Raw genomic sequence first — 23,110 nt, forward strand, 5'->3', positions numbered from 1 at the left:
GGCCCGCGGCGCCACCCCGGCGGCCCCGGCCCGGCGGCTCCGGCCCGGGTGGTCGTCCGGGTGGTTCGGAGGGGCTCAGGGAGTCGCTGGCGGGGTGGGGGTGGGGGTCGGGGGCGGGGCCGGGGATTCCGAGAGGAGGTGGGTGAGGAGGCGGATGGCGCCGCGCTTGTGCAGGGGGTCGTTGCCGTTGCCGCACTTGGGCGACTGGATGCAGGACGGGCAGCCGGCCTCGCACTCGCAGGCGGCGATCGCGTCGCGGGTCGCCGTCAGCCAGGCGCGGGCCGTGTGGAAGGCGCGCTCGGCGAAGCCGGCACCGCCGGGGTGGCCGTCGTAGACGAAGACCGTCGGGAGGAGGGTGTCGGGATGCAGCGGGACGGAGACCCCGCCGATGTCCCAGCGGTCGCAGGTGGCGAAGAGCGGGAGCAGGCCGATGGAGGCGTGCTCGGCGGCGTGCAGGGCGCCGCCGAGGATCTCCGGGTTGATCCGGGCCTCGTCGAGCTGGTCCTCGGTGACCGTCCACCACACGGCCCGGGTGCGCAGGGTGCGGGGCGGGAGGTCCAGTTTGGCCTCGCCGAGCACCTCGCCGGTGATCAGTTTGCGGCGCAGGTAGGAGACGACCTGGTTGGTGACCTCCACGGAGCCGAAGCAGAGCCTGCCCCGGCCCCAGGCGATCTCCGTCTCGGTCTCCAGGACGGAGATGGCGGTCGTGTCGCGGGCCGTGGTGGAGAACGGCGGGTCGGCTTCCTCGACCAGCGCGACGGAGTCCTCCAGGTCCAGGTGCTTCACGAGGTACGTGCGGCCCTGGTGGAGGTGGACCGCACCGTCGTGGACGGCGCTGTGGGAGGCCTCCTCGTCGACCGTGCCGAGCAGCCGGCCCGTGGCGGCCTCGACGATCTGGACCGGGCGTCCGCCGCCGCCCCGGATGTCGGTGAGGTCCGAGGCCCGTTCCCGGCGGGTCCAGTGCCAGGCAGTGGCCCGGCGGCGCAGCAGTTTCGCGGCTTCGAGCTGGGGGAGGAGGTCGCGTGCCGCCGGGCCGAACAGGTCGAGGTCGGGCTCCGTGAGCGGCAGCTCGGCCGCCGCCGCGCACAGGTGCGGGGCCAGGACGTACGGGTTGTCGGGGTCCAGGACCGTGGCCTCCACGGGCTGCCGGAAGAGGGCCTCGGGGTGGTGGACCAGGTAGGTGTCCAGCGGGTCGTCGCGGGCGACCAGGACGGCCAGCGCGCCCTGGCCCGAGCGTCCGGCCCGGCCTGCCTGCTGCCACAGGGAGGCGCGCGTGCCCGGGTAGCCGGTGATCAGGACGGCGTCGAGGCCGGAGACGTCCACGCCCAGCTCCAGGGCGGTCGTAGCGGCCAGGCCGAGCAGGTCGCCCGAGTGCAGGGCCCGCTCCAGGGCCCGGCGTTCCTCGGGCAGGTAGCCGCCGCGGTAGGCCGCGACCCGCCCGGGCAGCGAGCGGTCCACGGCGGCGAGCCGCTCCTGGGCGATCAGCGCGATCAGCTCGGCGCCGCGCCGGGAGCGGACGAAGGCGACCGTACGGACGCCCTGCACGACCAGGTCGGTGAGGAGGTCGGCGGTCTCGGCGGTGGCCGTACGGCGCACGGGTGCGCCCCGCTCGCCCTTGAGGTCGGTCAGGGGCGGCTCCCACAGGGCGAAGACGACCTCGCCGCGCGGGGAGGCGTCGTCGGAGACCTCCACCACCGGCAGGCCGGTCAGCCGGGACGCCGCGGTCGCCGGATCGCTCGCGGTGGCGGAGGCCAGCAGGAAGACGGGATCGGAGCCGTAGCGGGCGCACAGACGGCGCAGCCGCCGCAGGACCTGGGCGACGTGGGAGCCGAAGACGCCCCGGTAGGTGTGGCACTCGTCGATGACGACGTAGCGCAGGGCCCGCAGGAAGGAGGCCCAGCGCGGGTGGGCCGGGAGGATCCCCCGGTGCAGCATGTCGGGATTGGTGAGGACGTAGTTGGCGTACTGGCGCACCCACTCGCGTTCCTCGAACGGCGTGTCCCCGTCGTAGACGGCGGGGCGGACGGCGTTGCCGAGGGGCTCGGCCAGTTCCCGCACGGCGCGGCGCTGGTCGGCGGCCAGGGCCTTGGTCGGGGCCAGGTACAGGGCGGTCGCGCCCCGGCCATTGGGCGCCTCCGCCCCGTCGGCGAGGGCCGAGAGCACGGGCGCCAGGTAGGCCAGCGACTTGCCCGAGGCGGTGCCCGTGGCGACGACGACGGACTCCCCGTCGAGGGCGTGCTCGGCGGCCGAGGCCTGGTGTTCCCACGGATGGTCGATCCCGGCGGCCTGAATCGCGGCTACGACATCAGTTCGGATGCGATCGGGCCAGACCGCATGACGACCCTCTCGAGGGGGCAAGTGCTCCGTATGGGTGATGCGCGCAGCCCGGGAAGGCCCCCGTGACAGCCGGTCCAGGACCGTGCCGGGGGTGGGTCTGACGTCCTCGGGTGCCGTGGGCGGACCGGGACGGTGAGTGTTGGCCATTGGAACCGAGTGTGTCACCGGCGTGCGGGACAATGGTCGGAAGGCGTCGTGCGCGCCTGCCGGTAAGTGATTGAATGCCATCGCGGCAGCCAATCCCTCTCCTACCTCCGGGTGGGGAGGCCCCTGGGGGGCGCCGCTCGATAGCAAGGTGCTGGAGGATCCGTGGACCTGTCCCTGTCGACTCGCACTGTCGGCGACCGTACGGTCGTGGAGGTCGGTGGCGAGATTGATGTGTATACCGCGCCCAAGCTGCGCGAGCAGTTGGTCGAGTTGGTGAACGACGGCAGCTACCACTTGGTTGTCGACATGGAGCGAGTGGACTTCCTCGACTCCACCGGGCTTGGTGTGCTCGTGGGAGGCCTCAAGCGCGTCCGCGCGCACGAGGGCTCGCTGCGTCTGGTCTGCAACCAGGAGCGCATCCTGAAGATCTTCCGAATCACCGGTCTGACCAAGGTGTTTCCGATCCACAACTCGGTGGAAGACGCCGTCAACGCCACCGACTGACGGCGCTCGGCGGCGAAACGGCCGATGATGGAGCGGGGGGTACCGGGCCACAAGCGGTCCGGGCCCCTGTAAGGCACGCCCGTAGTCCGAGGGGGACGCGCATGGCCACCGTTGAACTGCGCTTCAGCGCCCAGCCCGAACACGTCCGGACGGCCCGCCTGGTCGCGGCCGCCGTGGCGCGCCGGGCCGGTGTGGAGGAAGCCGTCCTCGACGAGGTCCGCCTCGCCGTGGGCGAGGCCTGTTCGCGTGCCGTCGGACTGCACCGCACCAATGGGCTGACCGCACCCGTCCTGGTGGTGCTGACCGACGAGGAGAAGGTGTTCTCCATCGCGGTCAGCGACGAAGTGCCGGGACCGGCCGGTGGCCCGGATGTCGCCGTGCCGGGGATCGACGCCGTCCTGGATCCCGATGTCGACGGCGAGGACGAGATGGGCCTTGCCGTGATCAGCGGCCTGGTCGACGACGTCGACGTCATCAGCGGGGAGAACGGCGGGACCATCCGGATGAGCTGGCCCGTCTCGCGGACCTCCGAACTGCCGTAGCCGACCGGAGACGGCTTCAGCCGGGTGGCCGGCCGTGGCCGGTTCGCCCGGCTGTTCCGTGCCCGCCGGGTGGCCCTCGTGCCGCCCGGCGGGTTTCGTGCTGCCCGCCGGATGGTCCTCGCGCCGCCTGGCGGCTTCTCGTGCTGCCCGGCGGGTTCTCGTCCCGCCCCGGGGGTTTCGTGGTTCCCGGCCGGTTTCTTGCCCCGCCCGGGCTCCGTCGCGGTCGGTTCTCGGAGTCGGGCCGGCCGGCGACGGGGGACCGGGCGGGCGCCGATATGGCGTCGGAGTGCCGAGGGCGTGGGCACCGGTGATGTTCCGCCGCGCGTGCCGACGTATCTTCCGATCTTATTAAAGGCCCTGCCGAGCAGGGCCTTTCGCATGCCCGTAGATCCAATGCGTGATCGTTCTCCGATGGATTTCCGGAACGCTGATCAAGCGTCAATGCTTTTGCCCCGTTACCGCTTTCGAGGGTAATGGAGTGACCAGATCTATTGGTGAGGAGCAAGTGCGAGCCAATTCCGTTTCCTGCGTACTGTTTTGATCGGGTCGCGCTCCCTACAATCCGTCCACATCTTGAGCTCATCACGTCAAGGAGGACGAATGACGGGGCTCTTCACCCCTATCGCGCCCGGTCGCACCACTGACCTGGCATCCGCAGTACTCACGGATGACAATCGGCTCATCGTGATCGTCATTGCGGTCGTGGCCATCGCCGCGCTCGTCGTCGCGCAGATCCTGGTCCGCCAGGTCCTCGCCGCCGACGAGGGAACCGACAAGATGAAGGAGATCGCCGCCGCCGTCCAGGAAGGCGCCAACGCCTACCTCGGCCGGCAGCTCCGCACGCTCGGCGTCTTCGCCGTCGTCGTGTTCTTCCTGCTGTTCCTGCTCCCCGCCGACGACTGGACACAGCGGGCGGGACGCTCCGCCTTCTTCCTCGTCGGCGCCATCTTCTCGGCCGCCACCGGCTACATCGGCATGCGCCTCGCGGTCCGTGCCAACGTCCGCGTCGCCGCCGCCGCGCGCGAGGCCACCCCCGCCGAGGGCGAGCCCGCCAAGGACCTGACCGAGGTCTCCCACAAGGCCATGCGGATCGCGTTCCGCACCGGCGGTGTGGTGGGCATGTTCACCGTCGGACTCGGCCTGCTCGGCGCCTCCTGCGTCGTGCTCGTCTACGCCGCCGACGCGCCCAAGGTCCTGGAGGGCTTCGGCCTCGGCGCCGCGCTCATCGCGATGTTCATGCGTGTCGGAGGCGGCATCTTCACCAAGGCCGCCGACGTCGGCGCCGACCTGGTCGGCAAGGTCGAACAGGGCATTCCGGAGGACGACCCGCGCAATGCCGCGACCATCGCCGACAACGTGGGCGACAACGTCGGAGACTGCGCGGGAATGGCCGCCGACCTCTTCGAGTCGTACGCCGTCACCCTCGTGGCGGCCCTGATCCTCGGCAAGGCCGCCTTCGGCGACCTGGGCCTGGCCTTCCCGCTGATCGTCCCCGCCATCGGGGTCGTCACCGCCATGATCGGCATCTTCGCGGTCTCCCCGCGGCGTACCGACCGCAGCGGAATGACCGCCATCAACCGCGGCTTCTTCATCTCCGCGGCCATCTCGCTGGTCCTCGTCGCGATCGCCGTCTACGCGTACCTGCCGGGCACCTACAAGGAGCTCGTCGGAGTCGACGACGCCGCGATCTCCGGGCACTCCGGCGACCCGCGGATCCTGGCACTGGTCGCCGTCGCCATCGGCATCGTGCTCGCGGCCCTGATCCAGCAGCTCACCGGCTACTTCACCGAGACCAACCGCCGTCCCGTCCGGGACATCGGCAAGTCCTCGCTGACGGGCGCCGCGACGGTCGTCCTGGCCGGCATCTCGGTCGGTCTGGAGTCCGCCGTCTACACGGCGCTGCTCATCGGCCTCGGCGTCTACGGGGCGTTCCTGCTCGGCGGCACGTCGATCATGCTGGCGCTCTTCGCCGTGGCACTGGCCGGCACCGGCCTGCTCACCACGGTCGGCGTCATCGTCGCCATGGACACCTTCGGCCCGGTCTCCGACAACGCCCAGGGCATCGCGGAGATGTCCGGGGACGTCGAGGGCGCCGGCGCGCAGGTGCTGACCGACCTGGACGCGGTGGGCAACACCACCAAGGCCATCACCAAGGGCATCGCCATCGCCACGGCCGTGCTCGCCGCGGCCGCGCTCTTCGGCTCGTACAACGACGCGATCGCGAACGCGGTCAAGGAGGTCGGAGCCAAGACCGCGGGGGAGATGAACCTCAGCCTGGACATCGCGCAGCCCAACAACCTGGTCGGGCTGATCCTGGGCGCGGCCGTCGTGTTCCTGTTCTCCGGCCTCGCCATCAACGCCGTGTCCCGCTCGGCCGGCGCGGTGGTCTACGAGGTGCGCCGCCAGTTCCGGGAGCACCCCGGGATCATGGACTACACCGAGAAGCCCGAGTACGGGCGCGTCGTGGACATCTGCACCAAGGACGCGCTGCGCGAACTCGCCACGCCCGGGCTGCTCGCCGTCCTCACCCCGATCGCCGTCGGGTTCACGCTCGGCGTCGGAGCACTCGGTTCCTTCCTCGCCGGCGCGATCGGCACGGGCACCCTGATGGCGGTCTTCCTCGCCAACTCCGGTGGCGCGTGGGACAACGCGAAGAAGCTCGTCGAGGACGGGCACCACGGCGGCAAGGGCAGTGCGGCGCACGAGGCGGTCGTCATCGGCGACACCGTCGGCGACCCGTTCAAGGACACCGCCGGTCCCGCCATCAACCCGCTGCTCAAGGTCATGAACCTGGTGGCTCTGCTGATCGCCCCCGCGATCGTGCAGTTCAGCTACGGGGACGACGCCAGCCCGACCGTGCGGGCGATCGTCGCGATCCTCTCGATCGGCGTCATCGTCGGCGCGGTGTACATCTCCAAGCGCCGCGGCATCGCCGTGGGCGACGACGAGACGGGCGAGGGCGCGGCCGCCGAACGGGTGGGCCAGCAGCCCGACCCGGCGACGGCGGTCACTTCCTGAGAAGGCCGTCGCGGGCCTGAACCGGCCCGAACCTGCCTGAACCGGCTCGACTCGACCGTGCGCCCGAACGGCGGACGGGTGGCGCGGACTGACGCGCCGTCCGTCCGCCTTTGCGTTTCCCGGATGGTGGGCGTGTATCTTCCGGGCCGAGAGCCTTCGAAGGGACCAATCCGGTGAACAAGAAGCTTGCGGCCGCGGTATCGGGCGCTGCGGTGCTGATGCTCGTCCTGTCCGGCTGCGGCGGTGACGACGGCGACAAGAAGACCGACGCCTGGGCCAAGAAGGTCTGCGACAGCTGGCAGCCCGAGCTCAAGAAGATCGAGCAGGCGAACGCCGACATCAAGCGGGTGGCGTCCGAGAGCAGTAAGCCCGAAGAGGTCCAGGCGACCGACTCGGCGGCCTTCGGGACCATGTCCGAGTCGTACAAGGCGATGGGTACGGCCCTCACGAACGCGGGAGTTCCGCCCGTCAAGGACGGCGAGAAGACCCAGGCCGCCGCGGTCATGGGCTTCGAGTCGACGTCGGCGGGCTACACCGCCCTGAAGACGAAGATGGACGCCCTCGACGCCAAGGACCAGGGCAAGTTCGCCGAGGGCCTCAAGGAGGTGGCGGGCGGCCTGGAGGAAGCGACCAAGGGCGGCAAGGAAGCCCTCGACCAGCTCAAGGCGGGCGGGCTGGACAAGGCGATGAACAGCCAGAAGGGCTGCCAGGTGACGACTCCGTCACCTGCGAAGTCCTAGCGCGGGCAGCCGCCTTGCCGGCGGCGCCGCACACATCGGGGCGGCCGGGATCCTTCGGGACCCCGGCCGCCCCGGCGCATGTCCGCCGGCGCACACGGCCTGCCGCCCCCGCGCAGGTCCGCCGGCGCCGCAGGCCGTGTGGCGCGGGCATTGGCGGCGGCAGCGGCCACAATGGGCGGGTGAGTACCACCAGCCTTCCCCCCGGTCTGCCCGCCCGCCTCCCCTCGTCGGCCCGCGCGGCCGAGCTCCGCGCCGCGTTGCTCGCCGCGGGCTTCACCGCCGACGGGCTGCTCGATCTGCTCGGTGCCCCGGCGTACGCCGCGCTGGCCCGCAGCGAGACGGTTCCCGCCCTGCGCGCCACGCGGAGCCGCGGCGACGGGCCGCTCGCCAGCCTGATCAGGCTGTTCCTGCTGCGGCAGCCGGTGCCGTACGTGCACGCCGCGGCCGCCCTGCCCGTGGACGCGGCGCTGGCCGACGGCTGGCTGCGGCGGGAGGGCGATGAGGTGCACGCCACCGTGGACGTGCGCCCGTACGGCGGTCCGGACGGCGAGGACTGGTTCATCGTGTCCGACCTCGGCTGCGCCGTCGGCGGGGCCGGCGGCATCGGCAGCCGCGAGGAGGGCGTGGTCCTCGGCGTCGGCGGAGCCTCCACGACCCTGGCCGGGATCACCATCCGCACGCCGGTCGGCTCGGCCCTCGACGTCGGCACCGGATCCGGGATCCAGGCGCTGCACGCCGCCCAGCACGCGACGCGGGTCACGGCGACCGATGTCAACCCGCGGGCGCTGGAATTCACCCGGTTGACGCTCGCGCTGTCCGGGGCCCCCGAGGCGGAACTGCTCGCCGGGTCGCTGTTCGAGCCGGTCGGCGGGGCCACGTACGACCTGATCGTGTCGAATCCGCCGTTCGTGATCTCCCCCGGGGCCCGGCTGACGTACCGCGACGGCGGGATGGGCGGCGACGACCTGTGCCGGAGCCTGGTCCAGGAGGCCGGAGCCCGGCTCAACCAGGGCGGGTTCGCGCAGTTCCTGGGCAACTGGCAGCACGTGGAGGGCGAGGACTGGCACGACCGGGTACGGGCCTGGGTGCCGCGCGGCTGCGATGCCTGGATCGTGCAGCGTGACGTGCAGGACGTGACGCAGTACGCGGAGTTGTGGCTGCGCGACGCGGGCGACCACCGCACCGACCCCGCCGAGTACGAACAGCGGTACGAGGACTGGCTGGACGAGTTCGAAGCCCGCAAGACGAAGGCGGTCGGGTTCGGCTGGATCACGCTGCGGCGCAGCGACGCCGCCGAGCCCTCGATCGTGGTCGAGGAGTGGCCGCACTCGGTGGAACAGCCGCTCGGGGAGGCCGTCCTCGCCCACTTCGCGCGCCAGGACTACCTGCGCGACCACGATGACGCGGCCCTGCTCGCGGGCTACTTCCGGCTGACCGAGGAGGTCGTGCAGGAGCAGGTCGGCGCGCCCGGCGCGGAGGATCCGGAACACGTCGTGCTCCGCCAGAACCGGGGCATGCGGCGCGCCACCAAGGTCGACACGGTCGGGGCCGGATTCGCCGGGGTGTGTGACGGATCACTGAGCGCGGGGCGGATTCTGGACGCCATCGCCCAGCTGGTGGAGGAGGACCCGGTGGTCCTGCGGGACCGGACGCCCGAGGCGATCCGGATGCTGGTGGAGCAGGGGTTCCTGGAGCCGGTGGCCGGGGCGGGAGCGGAAACGGAAGCGGGAGCCGGGGGGGAGTAGGGCGGGCGGACGCCGTGCCCCGCCGGCACCGGGCAGCCGGCGCCAGGATGTAACCCCGGGTTCGCCTGGTGTACGCCCCCGGCTGAAATCCTCCGGTCAGCGGGATCCGGGGGATCCCGTGAGCGGCCCGGGGGACGAGGGGAACGGCATGGAGCACGGTCCGGCGATCTTCGCGGCGGCCGTGTTCCTGCTGTTCGGGGCCGCTCTGCTGGCTTGGACGGGGGCGCGCGCCCTACGCGGCGCGCCGGTGGCCGAGGGCGTGTGCCCCGTCGTGGCCGTACCGCTGGCACTGCTCGCCGGCGGGGCGTCGCTGGCCCTCGGGGCCTGGTGCCTCGGACGGCTCTGACGCCGGGGTCCGGCGGCGCGCCGGTAGCGGCGCGGGTCGAGCGGGTACCGGCGTCGGTGTCGGGCGGGTAGGCGTAGAGGCCGCCGGATCGGCCGGATACCGTCCCCGAGCCTGCGGCGCGCCGGGTTTCTCCCGCTCGTCCGGAATGCGCGCAGGACCCGTACGACGGGGAAACACCGACGTGAAGAAGGGTCCGGAGGCGGGGCCAGACGGCCCTTCGGCCACTCTGCCCGGTGAGTGCGGAGGGCCTGGCGCGGCATCCGGGCGGCAGAAATGGCACTTGTCGGGTTACCGTTCGAGTGGCCGTTGCGGGCTTCTGCCGTTTGACACGGGGGCGGGTTGTACCGTCACACTCCGCAGCGTCGCCGTACTGCGACCGAGTGCCGACCGGAGAGAAGAGCCAAGTTGTCCCCGACTAGCGAGACCGCAAAGGGCGGCCGCCGACTCGTCATCGTCGAGTCCCCTGCCAAGGCGAAGACCATCAAGGGCTACCTCGGCCCCGGATACGTCGTCGAGGCGAGCGTCGGGCACATCCGCGACCTCCCGAGCGGCGCGGCCGAGGTTCCCGACAAGTACACCGGTGAGGTCCGTCGTCTCGGCGTGGACGTCGAGCACGACTTCGCGCCGATCTACGTCGTCAACGCCGACAAGAAGGCCCAGGTCAGGAAGCTCAAGGAGCTGCTGGCCGAGTCCGACGAACTCTTCCTCGCCACCGATGAGGACCGCGAGGGCGAAGCCATCGCGTGGCACCTGCAGGAAGTCCTGAAGCCCAAGGTCCCCGTCCACCGGATGGTCTTCCACGAGATCACCAAGGACGCGATCCGCGACGCCGTCGCCAACCCGCGCGAGCTCAACCAGCGCATGGTCGACGCCCAGGAGACCCGCCGCATCCTCGACCGCCTCTACGGCTACGAGGTCTCGCCGGTCCTGTGGAAGAAGGTCATGCCGAAGCTGTCGGCGGGCCGCGTCCAGTCGGTGGCCACCCGCATGGTGGTCGAGAAGGAGCGCGAGCGCATCGCCTTCCGCTCGGCCGAGTACTGGGACCTGACCGGCACCTTCGCCACCGGCCGCGCCGGTGACGCCTCAGACCCCTCCACGCTGGTCGCCCGCCTGAACACGGTGGACGGCAAGCGCGTGGCGCAGGGCCGCGACTTCGGTTCGACCGGGCAGCTCAAGAGCGAGGTGCTGCACCTCGACGAGGCGAACGCCCGGGCGCTGGCCGCCGCGCTGGCGGAGACCTCGTTCGCCGTCAGGTCGGTCGAGTCCAAGCCGTACCGCCGCTCCCCGTACGCCCCGTTCCGTACGACGACGCTCCAGCAGGAGGCCTCGCGCAAGCTCGGCTTCGGTGCGAAGGCGACGATGCAGGTGGCGCAGAAGCTGTACGAGAACGGCTTCATCACCTATATGCGTACCGACTCCACCACGCTGTCGGAGACGGCCGTGACGGCCGCCCGGGCGCAGGTCACGCAGCTCTACGGGGCCGAGTACCTGCCGGAGAAGCCGCGCGTCTACGCGGGCAAGGTCAAGAACGCGCAGGAGGCGCACGAGGCGATCCGCCCTTCGGGCGATCGTTTCCGCACCCCGGCCGAGACCGGTCTGACCGGCGACCAGTTCCGCCTGTACGAGCTCATCTGGAAGCGGACCGTCGCCTCCCAGATGAAGGACGCGGTCGGCAACTCGGTGACCGTGAAGATCGGCGGCCGCTCCGCGGACGGCCGTGACGCCGAGTTCTCGGCCTCCGGCAAGACGATCACCTTCCACGGCTTCATGAAGGCCTACGTGGAGGGCGCGGACGACCCGAACGCCGAGCTCGACGACCGTGAGAAGCGCCTCCCGCAGGTCGCCGAGGGCGACGCGCTGTCGGCCGAGGAGATCACGGTCGACGGGCACTCGACCAAGCCGCCGGCCCGCTACACCGAGGCCTCGCTGGTCAAGGAGCTGGAAGAGCGCGAGATCGGCCGCCCGTCGACGTACGCGTCGATCATCGGCACGATCCTGGACCGCGGATACGTCTTCAAGAAGGGCACGGCGCTCGTGCCGTCCTTCCTGTCGTTCGCCGTGGTCAACCTGCTGGAGACGCACTTCGGCCGGCTCGTCGACTACGACTTCACCGCGAAGATGGAGGACGACCTCGACCGCATCGCGCGGGGCGAGGCCCAGTCCGTGCCGTGGCTGAAGCGGTTCTACTTCGGCGCGGAGGACGCGACCGAGGTCGTACCGTCCGGCGGCGACGCGCTCGGCGGTCTGAAGGAGCTGGTCACCGACCTGGGCGCGATCGACGCCCGGGAGATCTCCTCCTTCCCCGTAGGCGAGGGCATCGTGCTGCGCGTCGGCCGCTACGGGCCGTACGTGGAGCGCGGTGAGAAGGACGCCGAGGGCCACCAGCGGGCGGACGTCCCGGAGGAGCTGGCCCCCGACGAGCTGACGATCGAGTACGCGGAGGAGCTCTTCGCGAAGCCGAGCGGCGAGTTCGAGCTGGGCAAGGACCCGGTCAGCGGGAACGAGATCGTCGCGAAGGACGGCCGCTACGGGCCGTACGTGACGGAGATCCTGCCCGAGGGCACGCCGAAGACGGGCAAGAACGCGGTGAAGCCGCGGACGGCCTCGCTGTTCCAGTCGATGAGCCTGGACACGGTCACGCTCGAGGACGCGCTGCGTCTGATGTCGCTCCCCCGGGTCGTGGGCGTGGACGCGGAGGGCGCGGAGATCACCGCGCAGAACGGCCGCTACGGCCCGTACCTGAAGAAGGGCACGGACTCGCGGTCGCTGGAGACCGAGGACCAGCTCTTCGCCATCACCCTGGAGCAGGCGCTCGCGATCTACGCGCAGCCGAAGCAGCGGGGGCGCGCGGCCGCGAAGCCGCCGCTGAAGGAGCTGGGGACCGACCCGGTCAGCGAGAAGCCGGTGGTCGTCAAGGACGGCCGGTTCGGCCCGTACGTGACGGACGGCGAGACGAACGCGACGCTGCGGCGGGACGACGACGTCGAGACGATCACGCCGGAGCGGGGCTACGAGCTGCTCGCGGAGAAGCGCGCCAAGGGCCCCGTGAAGAAGACGGCCAAGAAGGCTCCGGCCAAGAAGGCCCCCGCGAAGAAGGCCCCGGCGAAGAAGGCGACGGCGACGAAGACCGCCGCGGCCAAGAAGACGACGGCGGCGAAGAAGACCACGGCCAAGAAGACGGCCGCGACGAAGACGACGGCCGCGCTTCCGGCGGACGAGTAGCCGAAAGCGGGACGCGGTCGAAAAAGGGGCAGGGCCCGTGCACTGTGCACGGGCCCTGCCCCTTTCGGCCCTCTTCGGCCCTCTTCGGCCTTTCCGGCGACCCCCGGAGAGGTGGGTCGGGGGTCACACCGGGGCTTGTCCACAGGGCTCCGCACCCGCCAAGCACAGCGGATAGGCTGGGCGGATGACGCGAGCCGAGCAGCCAACGGTCGTGACCGCCACCGACACCGACACCGCCCCCACCTACGACGAAGCCCTCGCCGCGGACTCCCGCGAGCGTGCGGTGCGCGCTCTGCTGCGCACCCCCGGGCTGCGCCGGCTGTGGAGCGCGCAGCTGGTGAGCGGCATCGGTGATGCCCTCGCCCTGCTGGTCCTGGTGCTCCTGGTCTTCCAGGCGGCCGTGGACCAGGAGCCCTTCGGTGGTGGCTACACCGGCTGGGCCCTCGCCGTCGCCGCCGTCTTCGGCGTCCGCGTGGTGTCCACCGTCCTCTTCGGCGCGGTCCTCCTCGGACCCCTGGCCAAGCTCACCGCCCCCGGCGGCAAGCTGGACCGCCGCTGGACGATGGTCGGCGCCGACGGGGTCCGGCTCGGACTCTTCGTCGTGGCCCCGCTGTGGCTCGACTGGATCGGCACCCACGCGCTGACCGCCCTCCTCGCCACCGTCTTCGTCTCCGGCGCCGCCGAGCGGCTGTGGGTGCTGGCCAAGGACAGCGTCGCGCCCGGCCTGCTGCCCGCGCCGCCGCCGGAGGGGGCGACCGTACGGCCGCTGCCCGACCACCTCGACGCGCTGCGCCGGCTGAACCTGCGCACCTCGTTCGCCGCCCTGCCGATCGCCGCGGCCGCGCTGCTCGCCGCGACCCTGATCGGCAAGGCCCTCGGCCTCGGCCTCGGCTGGTTCGCCGAGAACCAGGCGGCGCTGGGGTCCTACGTGGCCTCCGGCCTCTTCGCGGCGTCCGTATCGCTGCTGCTCCCGCTGGTGCCGGCCGGCACGAAGACCCCGCGTCCGCGCTCCCCGCTGGAGGGCCTGCGCGCCCCCAAGGCCGGGGACCGGCCGGAGAAGGGGCGCACGGGAGCCATCCCGCTGCTCGTCCTGGTCTGCGCGGCCGTCGCCGGAGCCGTTGCCGCAGCCGCCGCCGTGGCCGTCCTGCACGCCACCGACCTGGGGGGCGGAGCGGCCGCGTTCTCGCTGCTCGTACTGGCCCTGCTCGGCGGCACCGCCCTCGGCATCCGCGCCAGCCAGGCCGGCAAGGTCCTGCCCGCCCTGTCCCGGCGCCGCCTGCTCGCGCTGGCCGTCGGCATGACCGGGCTGGCGCTGCTGCTGACCGGGCTGGTTCCGGACACCTCGACGGTGGTCTTCCTCTCGCTGCTCGCCGGTACCGCCGCGGGCGTCGCCGCCAACACCGGGCACACGCTGCTCGACCAGGAGACCGAGGAGTTCCGCAGGGCCCGGGTCACCGAGCACCTGCAGGCCGTCGTCCGGGTCTCCGTGGCCGTCGGCGCCGTGGCCGCCCCGCTGCTGGCCGCCCTGATCGGACCGCACCGGCTCGGCGGCGGCGAGGTCGTCTTCGCCCACGGCGGCGCGGCCTTCACCCTGATGCTCGTCGGCGCCCTGCTGCTGCCGGTCGCCGTCATCGTCCTGGCCAAGGCCGACGACCGCAGCGGCGTACCGCTGCGACGCGACCTGCGCGAGGCGCTGCGCGGCGGGGAGCCGGTCCAGGCCGCGTCCGACGCCGGGTTCTTCATCGCCCTGGAGGGCGGCGACGGCGCGGGCAAGTCCACCCAGGTGGAGGCCATGGCCGACTGGATACGGGCGAAGGGCCACGAGGTCGTCGTCACGCGCGAGCCCGGGGCCACCCCGGTCGGCAAGCGGCTGCGTTCGATCCTGCTCGACGTGTCCTCCGCGGGCCTGTCGAACCGCGCCGAGGCCCTGCTGTACGCGGCCGACCGGGCCGAGCACGTGGACACCGTCGTACGGCCCGCCCTGGAGCGCGGCGCGGTGGTCATCACCGACCGCTACATCGACTCCTCGGTGGCCTACCAGGGCGCCGGCCGGGACCTGTCCCCGACCGAGATCGCCCGTATCTCGCGCTGGGCCACGGGAGGCCTCGTACCGAATCTGACCGTGCTGCTCGACGTGTCGCCGGAGACGGCCCGCGAGCGGTTCACGGAGGCGCCGGACCGGCTGGAATCGGAGCCGGCGGAGTTCCACCAGCGGGTGCGGGCCGGATTCCTGACCCTGGCCGCGGCCGACCCCGGGCGCTACCTGGTGGTCGACGCCGGCCAGGACCCGGAGTCGGTCAGCACCGTCGTGCGCCACCGCCTGGACCGGATGCTCCCGCTGTCGGAGGCCGAAGTGGCCGCGCAGGCGGAGGCCCGTCGGCGCGCCGAGGAGGAGGCCAAGCGCAGGGCCGAGGAAGAGGCGGCGCGCAAGGCCGAGGAAGCCCGGCTGCTGGCCGAGGAAGAGGCCCGCAAGGCCCGCGAGGCGGAGGAGGCCCGGATCGCAGCCGAGGCCGAGGCCGCCCGCAAGGAGCGCGAGGAGCGGCTGCGCGCCGAGGAGGAGGCCCGCGAGCGGGCCGAGGCCGAGCGACTGCGGCTGGAGGCCGAGGAGAAGGCCCGCGCGGTGGAGGCCGAGCGGCTGCGCAGGCAGGCCGAGGAGGAGGCCCGGCTGCACGCCGAGGCCGAGGAGCGCCGGCTGGAGAAGCAGCGGCGCGCCGAAGAGGCCCTGCTGAAGGCCGAGGAGGCGCGGCGGCTGGCCGAGGCCTCGGCGGCGCAGGCGGCGGCCGAGTCCGCCGCGGCTGCCGCTGCCTCGGTTGCGGCGGCTTCGGCCTCCGTGCCGGCGGCCGCGCCTGCTGCCGCGGTGGCCCCTGCGGCTGCCGAGCCCAAGGCCGATCTGCGCAAGGACGCGCACCACGACGAGGCCGTGACGGTCGAGACTCCGGTCGTCAAGCGGGTCGTGCAGCCGGACGACGTCACCCAGACGGTCCCGGTGCCCAAGGCCGATCCGGCGGCGGGTCCTGCGGACGAGACGGCAGTGCTGCCGCCCGTCCGCGCGACGGGTCCGGCGGACGAGACGGCGGTCCTGCCGCCCGTACGCCCCGAGGGCGCGGCTACCGGTACGGGGACGCGCGCGGGCGAAGCGGCGCAGGGGCCGGCGGCGCCCCGCGCCTCCTACTCCGCGTCGCGGCCGACGGCCCAGCGACCCGAGGAGAGCCCGGCCGACCGGGTCCCGCCGGGCATATTCCGCGACTCGGGCAACGACGCGACCCGTGAACTGCCGCTCCCCGCCGAGGACGGCCGGCCGCGTCGGCCCCGCTCGGACTGGGCGGAGGAGACTCCGCTGGACGATCTGCCCACGCTCGCCGACGAGCTGCTGGGCCCGCGCCGGGACGACGAGGACGAGCACGGCCAGGGACCGCGCCGCCGCTGACGGCGGTGGCGGTGGTGACGGCGGCGACGCCGTGACCGCGGTGGCCGTCGCGGGGGCGGACTGACCGGGAATGTCAGTGGGAGCCGCCACACTGGGTGAGCAGACGGCACGGACGGTACGCGAGGGAAAGGCGGTGGGCGGGATGCCCGTATGGGACGACCTGGTGGGACAGGAGCGTGTCCAGACCCAGCTTGCCGCCGCCGCGGTCGACGCCGACGGCCTGGTCACCGCCATCGAAGCGGGGACCCCGCCGCCGGCCGCCTCCAAGATGACGCACGCCTGGCTGTTCACCGGCCCGCCCGGCTCCGGGCGGTCCACCGCCGCCCGCGCCTTCGCGGCCGCGCTCCAGTGCACCAGCCCCGACCGCGCCCTCGGCGGCGAGCCGGGCTGCGGGTTCTGCGAGGGCTGCCACACCACCGTGATCGGCACGCATGCCGACGTGGAGATCGTCCGTACCGACCAGCTGTCCATCGGCGTGAAGGACACCCGGGCGCTGGTGCGCCGGGCGCAGCTCTCCCCGGCCGTCGGACGCTGGCAGGTCATCGTCCTGGAGGACGCCGACCGGCTGACGGAGGGCGCAGGAAACGTACTGCTCAAGGCCGTGGAGGAGCCCGCTCCGCGGACCGTGTGGCTGCTGTGCGCGCCCTCGCTGGAGGACGTGCTGCCCACCATCCGATCCCGCTGCCGGCACCTTTCGCTGCGGACCCCGCCCGTGGCCGCGGTCGCGGAGGTGCTCGTGCGGCGCGACGGCATCGAGCCGGACGTCGCGCGGGCCGCCGCGCGCGCGACCCAGGGGCACATCGGCCGGGCCCGCCGGCTCGCCACCGACCCGGCGGCCCGCTCACGGCGCGCCACCGTGCTGAAGCTGCCGATGCGCGTGACCGACGTGGGCGACTGCCTGAAGGCGGCACAGGAGCTGGTGGACGCCGCCGCGGAGGACGCCAAGCAGGTCGCGGAAGAGGTCGACACCAAGGAGACCGAGGAGCTGCGCGCCGCGCTCGGCGCCGGAGCGGGTACGGGCGGGCGGATGCCGCGCGGCACGGCGGGCGTGATGAAGGAGCTGGAGGACCGGCAGAAGCGCCGCCGTACGCGCACGCAGCGCGACAGCCTCGACCTGGCGCTGACCGACCTCACCGGCTTCTACCGGGACGTGCTGGCCCTCCAGCTCGGCTCCTCGCTGGCCATCGCGAACGAGGAGATACGCCAAGACCTGGACCGGATCGCCCGGGAGTCGGGCCCGGAGCGCACGCTGCGGCGGATCGAGGCGATCATCGCGTGCCGCCAGGCGCTGGACCGCAACGTCTCCCCGCTGCTCGCGGTCGAGGCGATGACGATGTCGCTGCGCGCGGGCTGACGCACGGCCCCTGCCGTGGCCGCGGTGGCGTGCGGTCGCGGCTTTGGTGACGGCTGCGGTGACGGTCGCGGCCGCGGTTGGCGACTCCGGTTGACGGCCTCACCCGTTCGAGGGGTCCGAGTGGCGGGCCGGAGACACCGCCGGTCCGTGCGGGGCGGCGTCCCGCGCCCGGGCGGCCGCCCGCCGCCCGGCGCGGGTACCAACGCCCCGGGCATGCCCGCAGGCCGTAGGCTCCGGGAATGGACACCAGTCGCCTGCTGCGCACCACCGGGACCGTGATCGCCGCTGCGGGGCTACTGCTCTCCGGGTGCACCTCGGGCGGTTCGGGAACACCCCGCGCCGCCGCTTCGTCCGGCGGGGCCTCGGAGGCGACGTCGGCCGCGCCTGCCGCCGTCCCGGCCGCGCTGCGCCCGTACTACGACCAGAAGCTGAGCTGGCGCGAGTGCGGCGTGCCCGGCTTCGACTGCTCCACCATGAAGGTCCCGCTGGACTACGAGCGCCCCGAGGCGGGGGACATCGACATCGCGGTGGCCCGCCGCAAGGCCACCGACCCCGCCAAGCGGCTCGGCTCGCTGGTGGTGAACCCGGGCGGCCCGGGCGGCTCCGGCATCGGCTACCTCCAGGCGTACGCGGGCATCGGCTACCCGGCCCCGGTCCGCGCCGCGTACGACATGGTCTCCTTCGACCCGCGCGGCGTGGACCGCAGCAGCCCCGTGGAGTGCCTGAACGGTCCGGCCATGGACAAGTACACGCAGGTGGACCAGACGCCGGACACGCCGGCGGAGCAGGCCCTGCTGGTGGCCGCCTTCAAGGAGTTCGCGGCCGCCTGCCGGACGCACTCGCAGCGGATCCTGCCGCACGTGTCCACGGTCGACGCCGCCCGCGACATGGACGTCCTGCGTGCGGCGCTGGGCGACGAGAAGCTGAACTACGTCGGAGCCTCGTACGGCACCTTCCTCGGAGCGACGTACGCCGACCTCTTCCCGGGCCGGACCGGCCGTCTGGTCCTGGACGGGGCGATGGACCCCTCCCGGCCCGCGGTCGACCTGAACCGGGACCAGACGGCGGGCTTCGAGACCGCCTTCCGGGCCTTCGCCGCGGACTGCGCGAAGCAGACCGACTGCCCGCTCGGCCAGGGCAGCCCCGAGCAGATCGCGGACCGCCTGAAGGAGTTCTTCCGCAAGGTCGACGCCCAGCCGGTCCCCACGACCGACCGCTCGCGCACCGCGCTCGGCGAGTCGCTGGCGACCACCGGGGTGATCGCCGCGCTGTACGACGAGAACGCCTGGCCGCAGCTGCGCGAGGCCCTGGGTGCCGCGATCAACGGCGACGACGGCGACGGGCTGCTGACCCTCGCCGACAGCTACTACGAGCGCGAGCAGGACGGCAAGTACGCCAACCTCATGTCGGCGAACGCCGCCGTCAACTGCCTCGACCAGCCCGCGGCCTTCGCCGGGCCCGAGGCGGTCGAGAAGGCGCTGCCCTCCTTCGAGAAGGCCTCTCCGGTCTTCGGAGCGGGCCTGGCCTGGGCCTCGCTGAACTGCGCGTACTGGCCGGCGAAGGCCACCGGCACGGCCCAGGCACTGCACGCGAAGGGCGCCCCGCCGATCGTGGTGGTCGGCACCACCCGCGACCCGGCGACCCCGTACAAGTGGGCCGAGGCCCTGGCGAGCCAGCTCGACTCGGGCGTCCTGCTGACCTACGACGGCGACGGCCACACGGCGTACGGCCGCGGCAGCGACTGCATCGACTCGGCGATCAACCGGTACCTCCTGGAGGGCACCGCTCCGGCGGACCGGAAGCAGTGCTGACCCGCGTCGGCGGCCCGTGTTCGGGGCACCCCGTTTAACCCTGTAGACTTGGCGCCGCTGCTGATGAGAGCCTCCCACCAAGGAAATTCTTGTCTTCCCAGCGGTGCCGCCTTAGCTCAGCTGGCCAGAGCAACGCACTCGTAATGCGTAGGTCTCGGGTTCGAATCCCGAAGGCGGCTCGGATTAGCCCCAGGACTCACTCGCCGTGACCTGGGGCTTTTTCATGCCCCCGAGCGGTCAGTTCCGCGGGTGAGAGGTGTGTCTCCTCGACAGGTGGGACCGCCACGCCCAGCGGGCCAGGCCGCCCACGGCGAGCGAGGTGACGATCGCGCCCCAGTCGATGACGTGGGGGAGGCCCGGGAAGAAGGCGAAGGACAGTGCCGTGGCGACCAGGAAGGCGGCCAGGCCGGCGCGGCGGAGCCTGGCTTCCCGCGCGGGGTCGTCGGACGCGGGCTGGGTGGTCATGTGCGGCTCACTTCGTGATGTGGTGGCACTGGCTGACCCGGCGCACGCCATTGACGCTGATGTGGGCTCACGCCTGGCCGTAACGAGGCAGTATCTGGGGCGAGTTGCCCACTCCGTGCGCGTCAGGATGACGCCGTCGATTTGACGGTCGAAGCAGGTGACGGGTGTCGAGTCGATCGCCGCGGCGTGCGCCTCGGTGGGAGGTGGCGCGGCCGGTTCGACCGCGGCTGCCAGGGTGGTGAGGATCCGGGCCGCTAAGAGCTTGTTGGCGGGGGCTTCGGTGGTCGTGAACGCAATGTACGTAAACCCGCCGGGCGGCGGGGGTCGGATCGTTCGGGCAGTTGATGCGGGGCACTCTGCCGCTGCCTAGGCTCGCTGGTGTGGTGCAACTGACCATGCGCCACGACCTTGGCTTGAGCTTGAGCGCGATAAAACGGGGCAAAGTGTACAAGAATTCTTTGATCATCATTTCTGACTCCCTTCCACTGAGGCGCAGCATCCGGGAGGCCGTCGACCGGGTCGACGACCTCGAGGTCGTGGGGGAGCGGGCCGGCTACCGGGCGTTGGAGCGGTCCGCGGGTGACCGGATCGATCTGGTTCTGATCGACACCGCGGACATCCCCTCCGCGGAACTGCGCACGGTGGTGGAGTACCTCCGGGCGGTGCCGGAATCGCCCAAGGTCGCGCTGCTGGCGACGGGGGTCGCCGCCGACATGGATCTGGCGCTGCGGTCCGGTGCCCAGGGCGTGCTGACGAGGGACATGGAGCCCCTCGACCTCGTCCGGGCGCTTCAGCTGGTCGCGTCGGGCTGCTGGGCGGTATCCGCCGCGATGGCCCGGCTCGTGCCGGGGGGGCCGATGTCGGTGATCGGCCCCTCGTCGCCGCGGGAGCGGATCGCCTCGCTCACCGAGCGGGAGCGGCAGGTGCTGTCCCTCGTCGCCGAGGGGCTGTCGAACGGCGAAGTCGGCCAGCGGCTCTTCCTCAGCCCGGAGACGGTCAAGGAGCACGTGAGCCGCATCCTCGGGAAGATGCGGGTCGCCAACCGCATACAGGCGGCCGTGGTGGCGGCGAAGTGCGAGCTCGCGCACCTCTGATCGCCCAGGTGTATTCCATCCCCCCGAAAGGGGGGTTGGAATCACCAACCGGTAGCGACAGAGTGGGACCTGCAGGCAGCCGGACGGGGGGAATGGCTATGGGTAATCTGATACGTGAGCGCGTCTCCACGAGACGGCCGGGATTCGCGCCGGTTGATCTGGAGAAGGTGCCCGAAGTCGACGTACTTCTGGAAAGGCTGGGGCTCGGTCCGTTCGACCGGGATTCACTCGTCGCTCCGGTGGGCCGCAATGAAGTGTGGGCGGGCGACACGGCTGCCGGCCGCAAGGTATTCGTCAAGCGTCTGGTCGGCGGGGGCGACGATGTACGCGCAAGAATGCGGCGCCTGTTGTCCTTCGAGCGGTTCTCCGCGGAACTCCCCTCCAGTGCCTTGCGCGGTCCGGAGTTCCTGGGCTGTGACGAGGAGGCGCGGATCGTAGCCTTCGAGTATCTCGAAGGCGCGCGGAGCGGCGCGGAGTTGATGGTCGACGAGACGTTCGACGACGCGCTGGCCCACGCGGTCGGCGGGGCCATCGGCCTTCTGCACGGCAGCCCGGTGCGGCACCCCGCCGACCTGGACGGTTCCGTACTGGAACTGCCCTCGCCGGCGCTGCTGCAAGCGCTGCCGCAGCGGATGTTCGACAACCTCAGCTTCGGCGAGCTGCAGACCTGGCGGCTCATGCAGGGCGACCCCGCGCTGATCAAAGCGGTGACGGACCTGCGTGCCCGGGAGGCGGAAGCGTCCCGGGTGCCGGCCCACTGCGATCTGCGGGTGGATCAATTGCTGGTCACGGACGAGGCGTTCTACGTCGCGGACTGGGAAGAATTCCGGCTGGCCGACCCGGCGCGCGACGTCGGCGGATTCGCCGGTGAATGGCTTTACCGTTCCATCCTGGACATCGCGACTTCCCGCGGGGATGCGGTTTTCGTGGATACCGATCTCACGCACGAGTCGGTCCTGCGGCGGGGCGCTGAAAAGATCGAGCGGCTGCGGCCACGTATCCGGTATTTCTGGAACGGATACTGCGAGAGCGTCGGACGGGTCGACGCGGAACTCGCCGTGCGGGCCACGGCTTTCGCCGGCTGGCACATGCTGGACCGCATGATCGCGGGAAGCCCGCAACGCGGCCGGATTTCCGGGATCGAACGTGCGGCAGCCGGCGTCGGACGAGGGATATTGCTGAACCCCGAGCGGTTCGCCGTCACGCTTGGACTGGGGGGAACGGAATGAATGGTGTGAACGAGGCCCCCGAGGCCGAGGCCGAGGCCGTGACCGTGGCCGTGTCCGACGCCGTGGCCGGACTGTCCGCGGCCCTGCGGTCGGCGGTCGGTGGCATATCGATCGCGGAGGACGGGGAGTCCGCGACCGTGGACGGCCGGGTACTCACGGCCGACGATCCGCGCGCCCTGGAGTCCCTGCTCGCCGGCGCGCTCTACGAGACCTGGCACGCGGGCCGCGGTGAGGACTCGGAGAACCTGCCGCGGCAGCTGCGGGACGCGGAGTTCGAGCAGGCCCTCGGCGAGGCCGTGCCGCACGAGCACACCTCGGTCGGCGTGCTCGTGCACGCCGTTCCCGCGCGGTCCGCCGCGGGCGGGGCGGAGGCCGTCGTGCAGCGGGACGGGGTGCGCATCCGTATCGCACGGGAATCCCTGGAAGGGGCACTCGGGGACACCGCCGGCGCGACGGCCGGCGGGAGGACCGCCGGCCCGACCGTGGAGTGGGTTCCCGGTGACCGGATCACGCTGCGGGTGCCGGCCGCGCGCCCCGCGCTCTCGCCCGGGTTCTTCCTGGTCGACGGATCCACTCCGGGGAGCGGCTCCGGTGGGGCGACGCTCCGGCTCTACGTCCACCTCACCGACTCGCGGAGCGCCGTCTCCGTATGGGGCCGGGTCCTGAGCCACCTGGAGGAGCGGAAGGTGCCCTACCGGGCCAAGGTCCTCTCCTCGAGGCTGCTGTATCCCCGGCGCGACGCCCTGGTGGTCTATCTCGACGAGGATGCCCGGGCTGCCGTCACGGGGCTGGCCGAGGCCGTCGCGGGCAGTCCCGGGGTGGGGGAGGAGACCTCGGTGTTCGCCCATCGGCTCGGGCCCGGTGTCGCACTGGCCTGGGAACCGGAGGACCGGCGCCAGCCGGTGCAAGGACTGAGCTTCGGCCAGCACCGCGCGGGCGCGGTGGCCAAGGCCGTACTCGACAGCAGGAAGTCCGGGAACTCCGTGGAGCGCGAGCTGCTGTCCCGGTTCGCGGAGGCCAATATCGACCCCGCCGATCCGGCGCGCAATTCCACCTCGCCCCGGTTGTTCTGAGGCGGTTGCAGGGAATGAGTGCACGCATTTCCTGTTTTCGCATCAGCCAGTTACTG

The 23,110-nt window shown here is 72.2% G+C and carries 15 protein-coding genes and 1 tRNA gene; 14 read left to right on the forward strand and 2 right to left on the reverse strand.

Translation table 11 applies throughout. The annotated features are described in order from the left end of the window. Positions 1 to 75: 75 nt before the first annotated feature. Entirely contained in the window at positions 76 to 2,565 is a 2,490-nt protein-coding gene (locus tag AC6CKD_RS25840) for a DEAD/DEAH box helicase (protein WP_498330313.1), read from the reverse strand. A gap of 81 nt (positions 2,566 to 2,646) precedes the next feature. Here AC6CKD_RS25840 and bldG point away from each other — a divergent pair, with 81 nt between their 5' ends. The 11 genes from bldG to AC6CKD_RS25895 all read left to right on the forward strand — a co-directional run bounded on the left by bldG (position 2,647) and on the right by AC6CKD_RS25895 (position 19,372). Next, positions 2,647 to 2,988, forward strand: coding sequence for an anti-sigma factor antagonist BldG (bldG, locus tag AC6CKD_RS25845; protein ID WP_243339893.1), 342 nt, complete (start codon positions 2,647 to 2,649; stop codon positions 2,986 to 2,988). 101 nt (positions 2,989 to 3,089) lie between these two features. After that, the gene (locus AC6CKD_RS25850; protein ID WP_498330315.1) at positions 3,090 to 3,530 is read left to right on the forward strand and encodes an ATP-binding protein; all 441 of its coding nucleotides are present in this window, start codon (positions 3,090 to 3,092) and stop codon (positions 3,528 to 3,530) included. Positions 3,531 to 4,130: 600 nt separating this feature from the next. Then, on the forward strand, positions 4,131 to 6,548 hold the full coding sequence (locus AC6CKD_RS25855) for a sodium-translocating pyrophosphatase (RefSeq protein ID WP_498330317.1): 2,418 nt from the start codon (positions 4,131 to 4,133) through the stop codon (positions 6,546 to 6,548). A 173-nt stretch (positions 6,549 to 6,721) separates the two neighbouring features. Beyond that, positions 6,722 to 7,288 carry a small secreted protein gene (locus tag AC6CKD_RS25860; RefSeq protein WP_498330319.1) on the forward strand — a complete coding sequence of 189 codons (567 nt, stop codon included), beginning with the start codon at positions 6,722 to 6,724 and terminating at the stop codon, positions 7,286 to 7,288. 179 nt (positions 7,289 to 7,467) lie between these two features. Continuing rightward, complete coding sequence (locus AC6CKD_RS25865; protein WP_498330321.1) at positions 7,468 to 9,033, forward strand: DUF7059 domain-containing protein; 1,566 nt, start codon at positions 7,468 to 7,470, stop codon at positions 9,031 to 9,033. 148 nt (positions 9,034 to 9,181) lie between these two features. Then, a complete protein-coding gene (locus AC6CKD_RS25870) occupies positions 9,182 to 9,379 on the forward strand; it encodes a hypothetical protein (protein ID WP_498330323.1) in 198 nt (65 codons plus the stop codon). Between the two features lie 405 nt (positions 9,380 to 9,784). Continuing rightward, positions 9,785 to 12,601 (forward strand): type I DNA topoisomerase, encoded by a 2,817-nt coding sequence (gene topA / locus AC6CKD_RS25875; protein WP_498330324.1) that lies wholly within the window; start codon positions 9,785 to 9,787, stop codon positions 12,599 to 12,601. 184 nt (positions 12,602 to 12,785) lie between these two features. Next, positions 12,786 to 16,028: a dTMP kinase gene (tmk, locus tag AC6CKD_RS25880; protein ID WP_498330325.1), complete on the forward strand. Its 3,243-nt coding sequence runs from the start codon at positions 12,786 to 12,788 to the stop codon at positions 16,026 to 16,028. A gap of 142 nt (positions 16,029 to 16,170) precedes the next feature. After that, the gene (locus AC6CKD_RS25885; protein WP_498330326.1) at positions 16,171 to 17,382 is read left to right on the forward strand and encodes a DNA polymerase III subunit delta'; all 1,212 of its coding nucleotides are present in this window, start codon (positions 16,171 to 16,173) and stop codon (positions 17,380 to 17,382) included. 239 nt (positions 17,383 to 17,621) lie between these two features. Next, the gene (locus tag AC6CKD_RS25890) at positions 17,622 to 19,193 is read left to right on the forward strand and encodes an alpha/beta hydrolase (protein ID WP_498330328.1); all 1,572 of its coding nucleotides are present in this window, start codon (positions 17,622 to 17,624) and stop codon (positions 19,191 to 19,193) included. A gap of 105 nt (positions 19,194 to 19,298) precedes the next feature. After that, positions 19,299 to 19,372, forward strand: a tRNA-Thr gene (locus tag AC6CKD_RS25895). Between the two features lie 58 nt (positions 19,373 to 19,430). On the opposite strand, the gene AC6CKD_RS25900 is transcribed toward AC6CKD_RS25895, so the two are convergent. Then, entirely contained in the window at positions 19,431 to 19,658 is a 228-nt protein-coding gene (locus AC6CKD_RS25900; protein WP_498330330.1) for a hypothetical protein, read from the reverse strand. Between the two features lie 458 nt (positions 19,659 to 20,116). On the opposite strand from AC6CKD_RS25900, the gene AC6CKD_RS25905 reads away from it, so the two are divergent. The 3 genes from AC6CKD_RS25905 (at position 20,117) to AC6CKD_RS25915 (ending at position 23,054) form a co-directional block, all read left to right on the forward strand. After that, positions 20,117 to 20,752 (forward strand): LuxR C-terminal-related transcriptional regulator, encoded by a 636-nt coding sequence (locus AC6CKD_RS25905; protein ID WP_498330332.1) that lies wholly within the window; start codon positions 20,117 to 20,119, stop codon positions 20,750 to 20,752. 98 nt (positions 20,753 to 20,850) lie between these two features. Next, entirely contained in the window at positions 20,851 to 21,981 is a 1,131-nt protein-coding gene (gene lxmK / locus AC6CKD_RS25910; protein ID WP_498330334.1) for a class V lanthionine synthetase subunit LxmK, read from the forward strand. A gap of 5 nt (positions 21,982 to 21,986) precedes the next feature. Next, complete coding sequence (locus AC6CKD_RS25915; RefSeq protein WP_498330336.1) at positions 21,987 to 23,054, forward strand: T3SS effector HopA1 family protein; 1,068 nt, start codon at positions 21,987 to 21,989, stop codon at positions 23,052 to 23,054. Positions 23,055 to 23,110: the final 56 nt, after the last annotated feature.

The sequence above is a fragment of the Streptomyces sp. GQ60 genome, assembly GCF_059758875.1.

Excerpts from the sequence above, each read along its gene's own strand:
- AC6CKD_RS25870 (WP_498330323.1), top strand. The coding sequence starts at position 9,182 with ATGGAGCACGGTCCGGCGATCTTCGCGGCGGCCGTGTTCCTGCTGTTC.
- AC6CKD_RS25840 (WP_498330313.1), bottom strand. The coding sequence starts at position 2,565 with ATGGCATTCAATCACTTACCGGCAGGCGCGCACGACGCCTTCCGACCA.
- AC6CKD_RS25855 (WP_498330317.1), top strand. The coding sequence starts at position 4,131 with ATGACGGGGCTCTTCACCCCTATCGCGCCCGGTCGCACCACTGACCTG.
- tmk (WP_498330325.1), top strand. The coding sequence starts at position 12,786 with ATGACGCGAGCCGAGCAGCCAACGGTCGTGACCGCCACCGACACCGAC.
- AC6CKD_RS25890 (WP_498330328.1), top strand. The coding sequence starts at position 17,622 with ATGGACACCAGTCGCCTGCTGCGCACCACCGGGACCGTGATCGCCGCT.
- AC6CKD_RS25850 (WP_498330315.1), top strand. The coding sequence starts at position 3,090 with ATGGCCACCGTTGAACTGCGCTTCAGCGCCCAGCCCGAACACGTCCGG.
- AC6CKD_RS25885 (WP_498330326.1), top strand. The coding sequence starts at position 16,171 with ATGCCCGTATGGGACGACCTGGTGGGACAGGAGCGTGTCCAGACCCAG.
- AC6CKD_RS25900 (WP_498330330.1), bottom strand. The coding sequence starts at position 19,658 with ATGACCACCCAGCCCGCGTCCGACGACCCCGCGCGGGAAGCCAGGCTC.
- lxmK (WP_498330334.1), top strand. The coding sequence starts at position 20,851 with ATGGGTAATCTGATACGTGAGCGCGTCTCCACGAGACGGCCGGGATTC.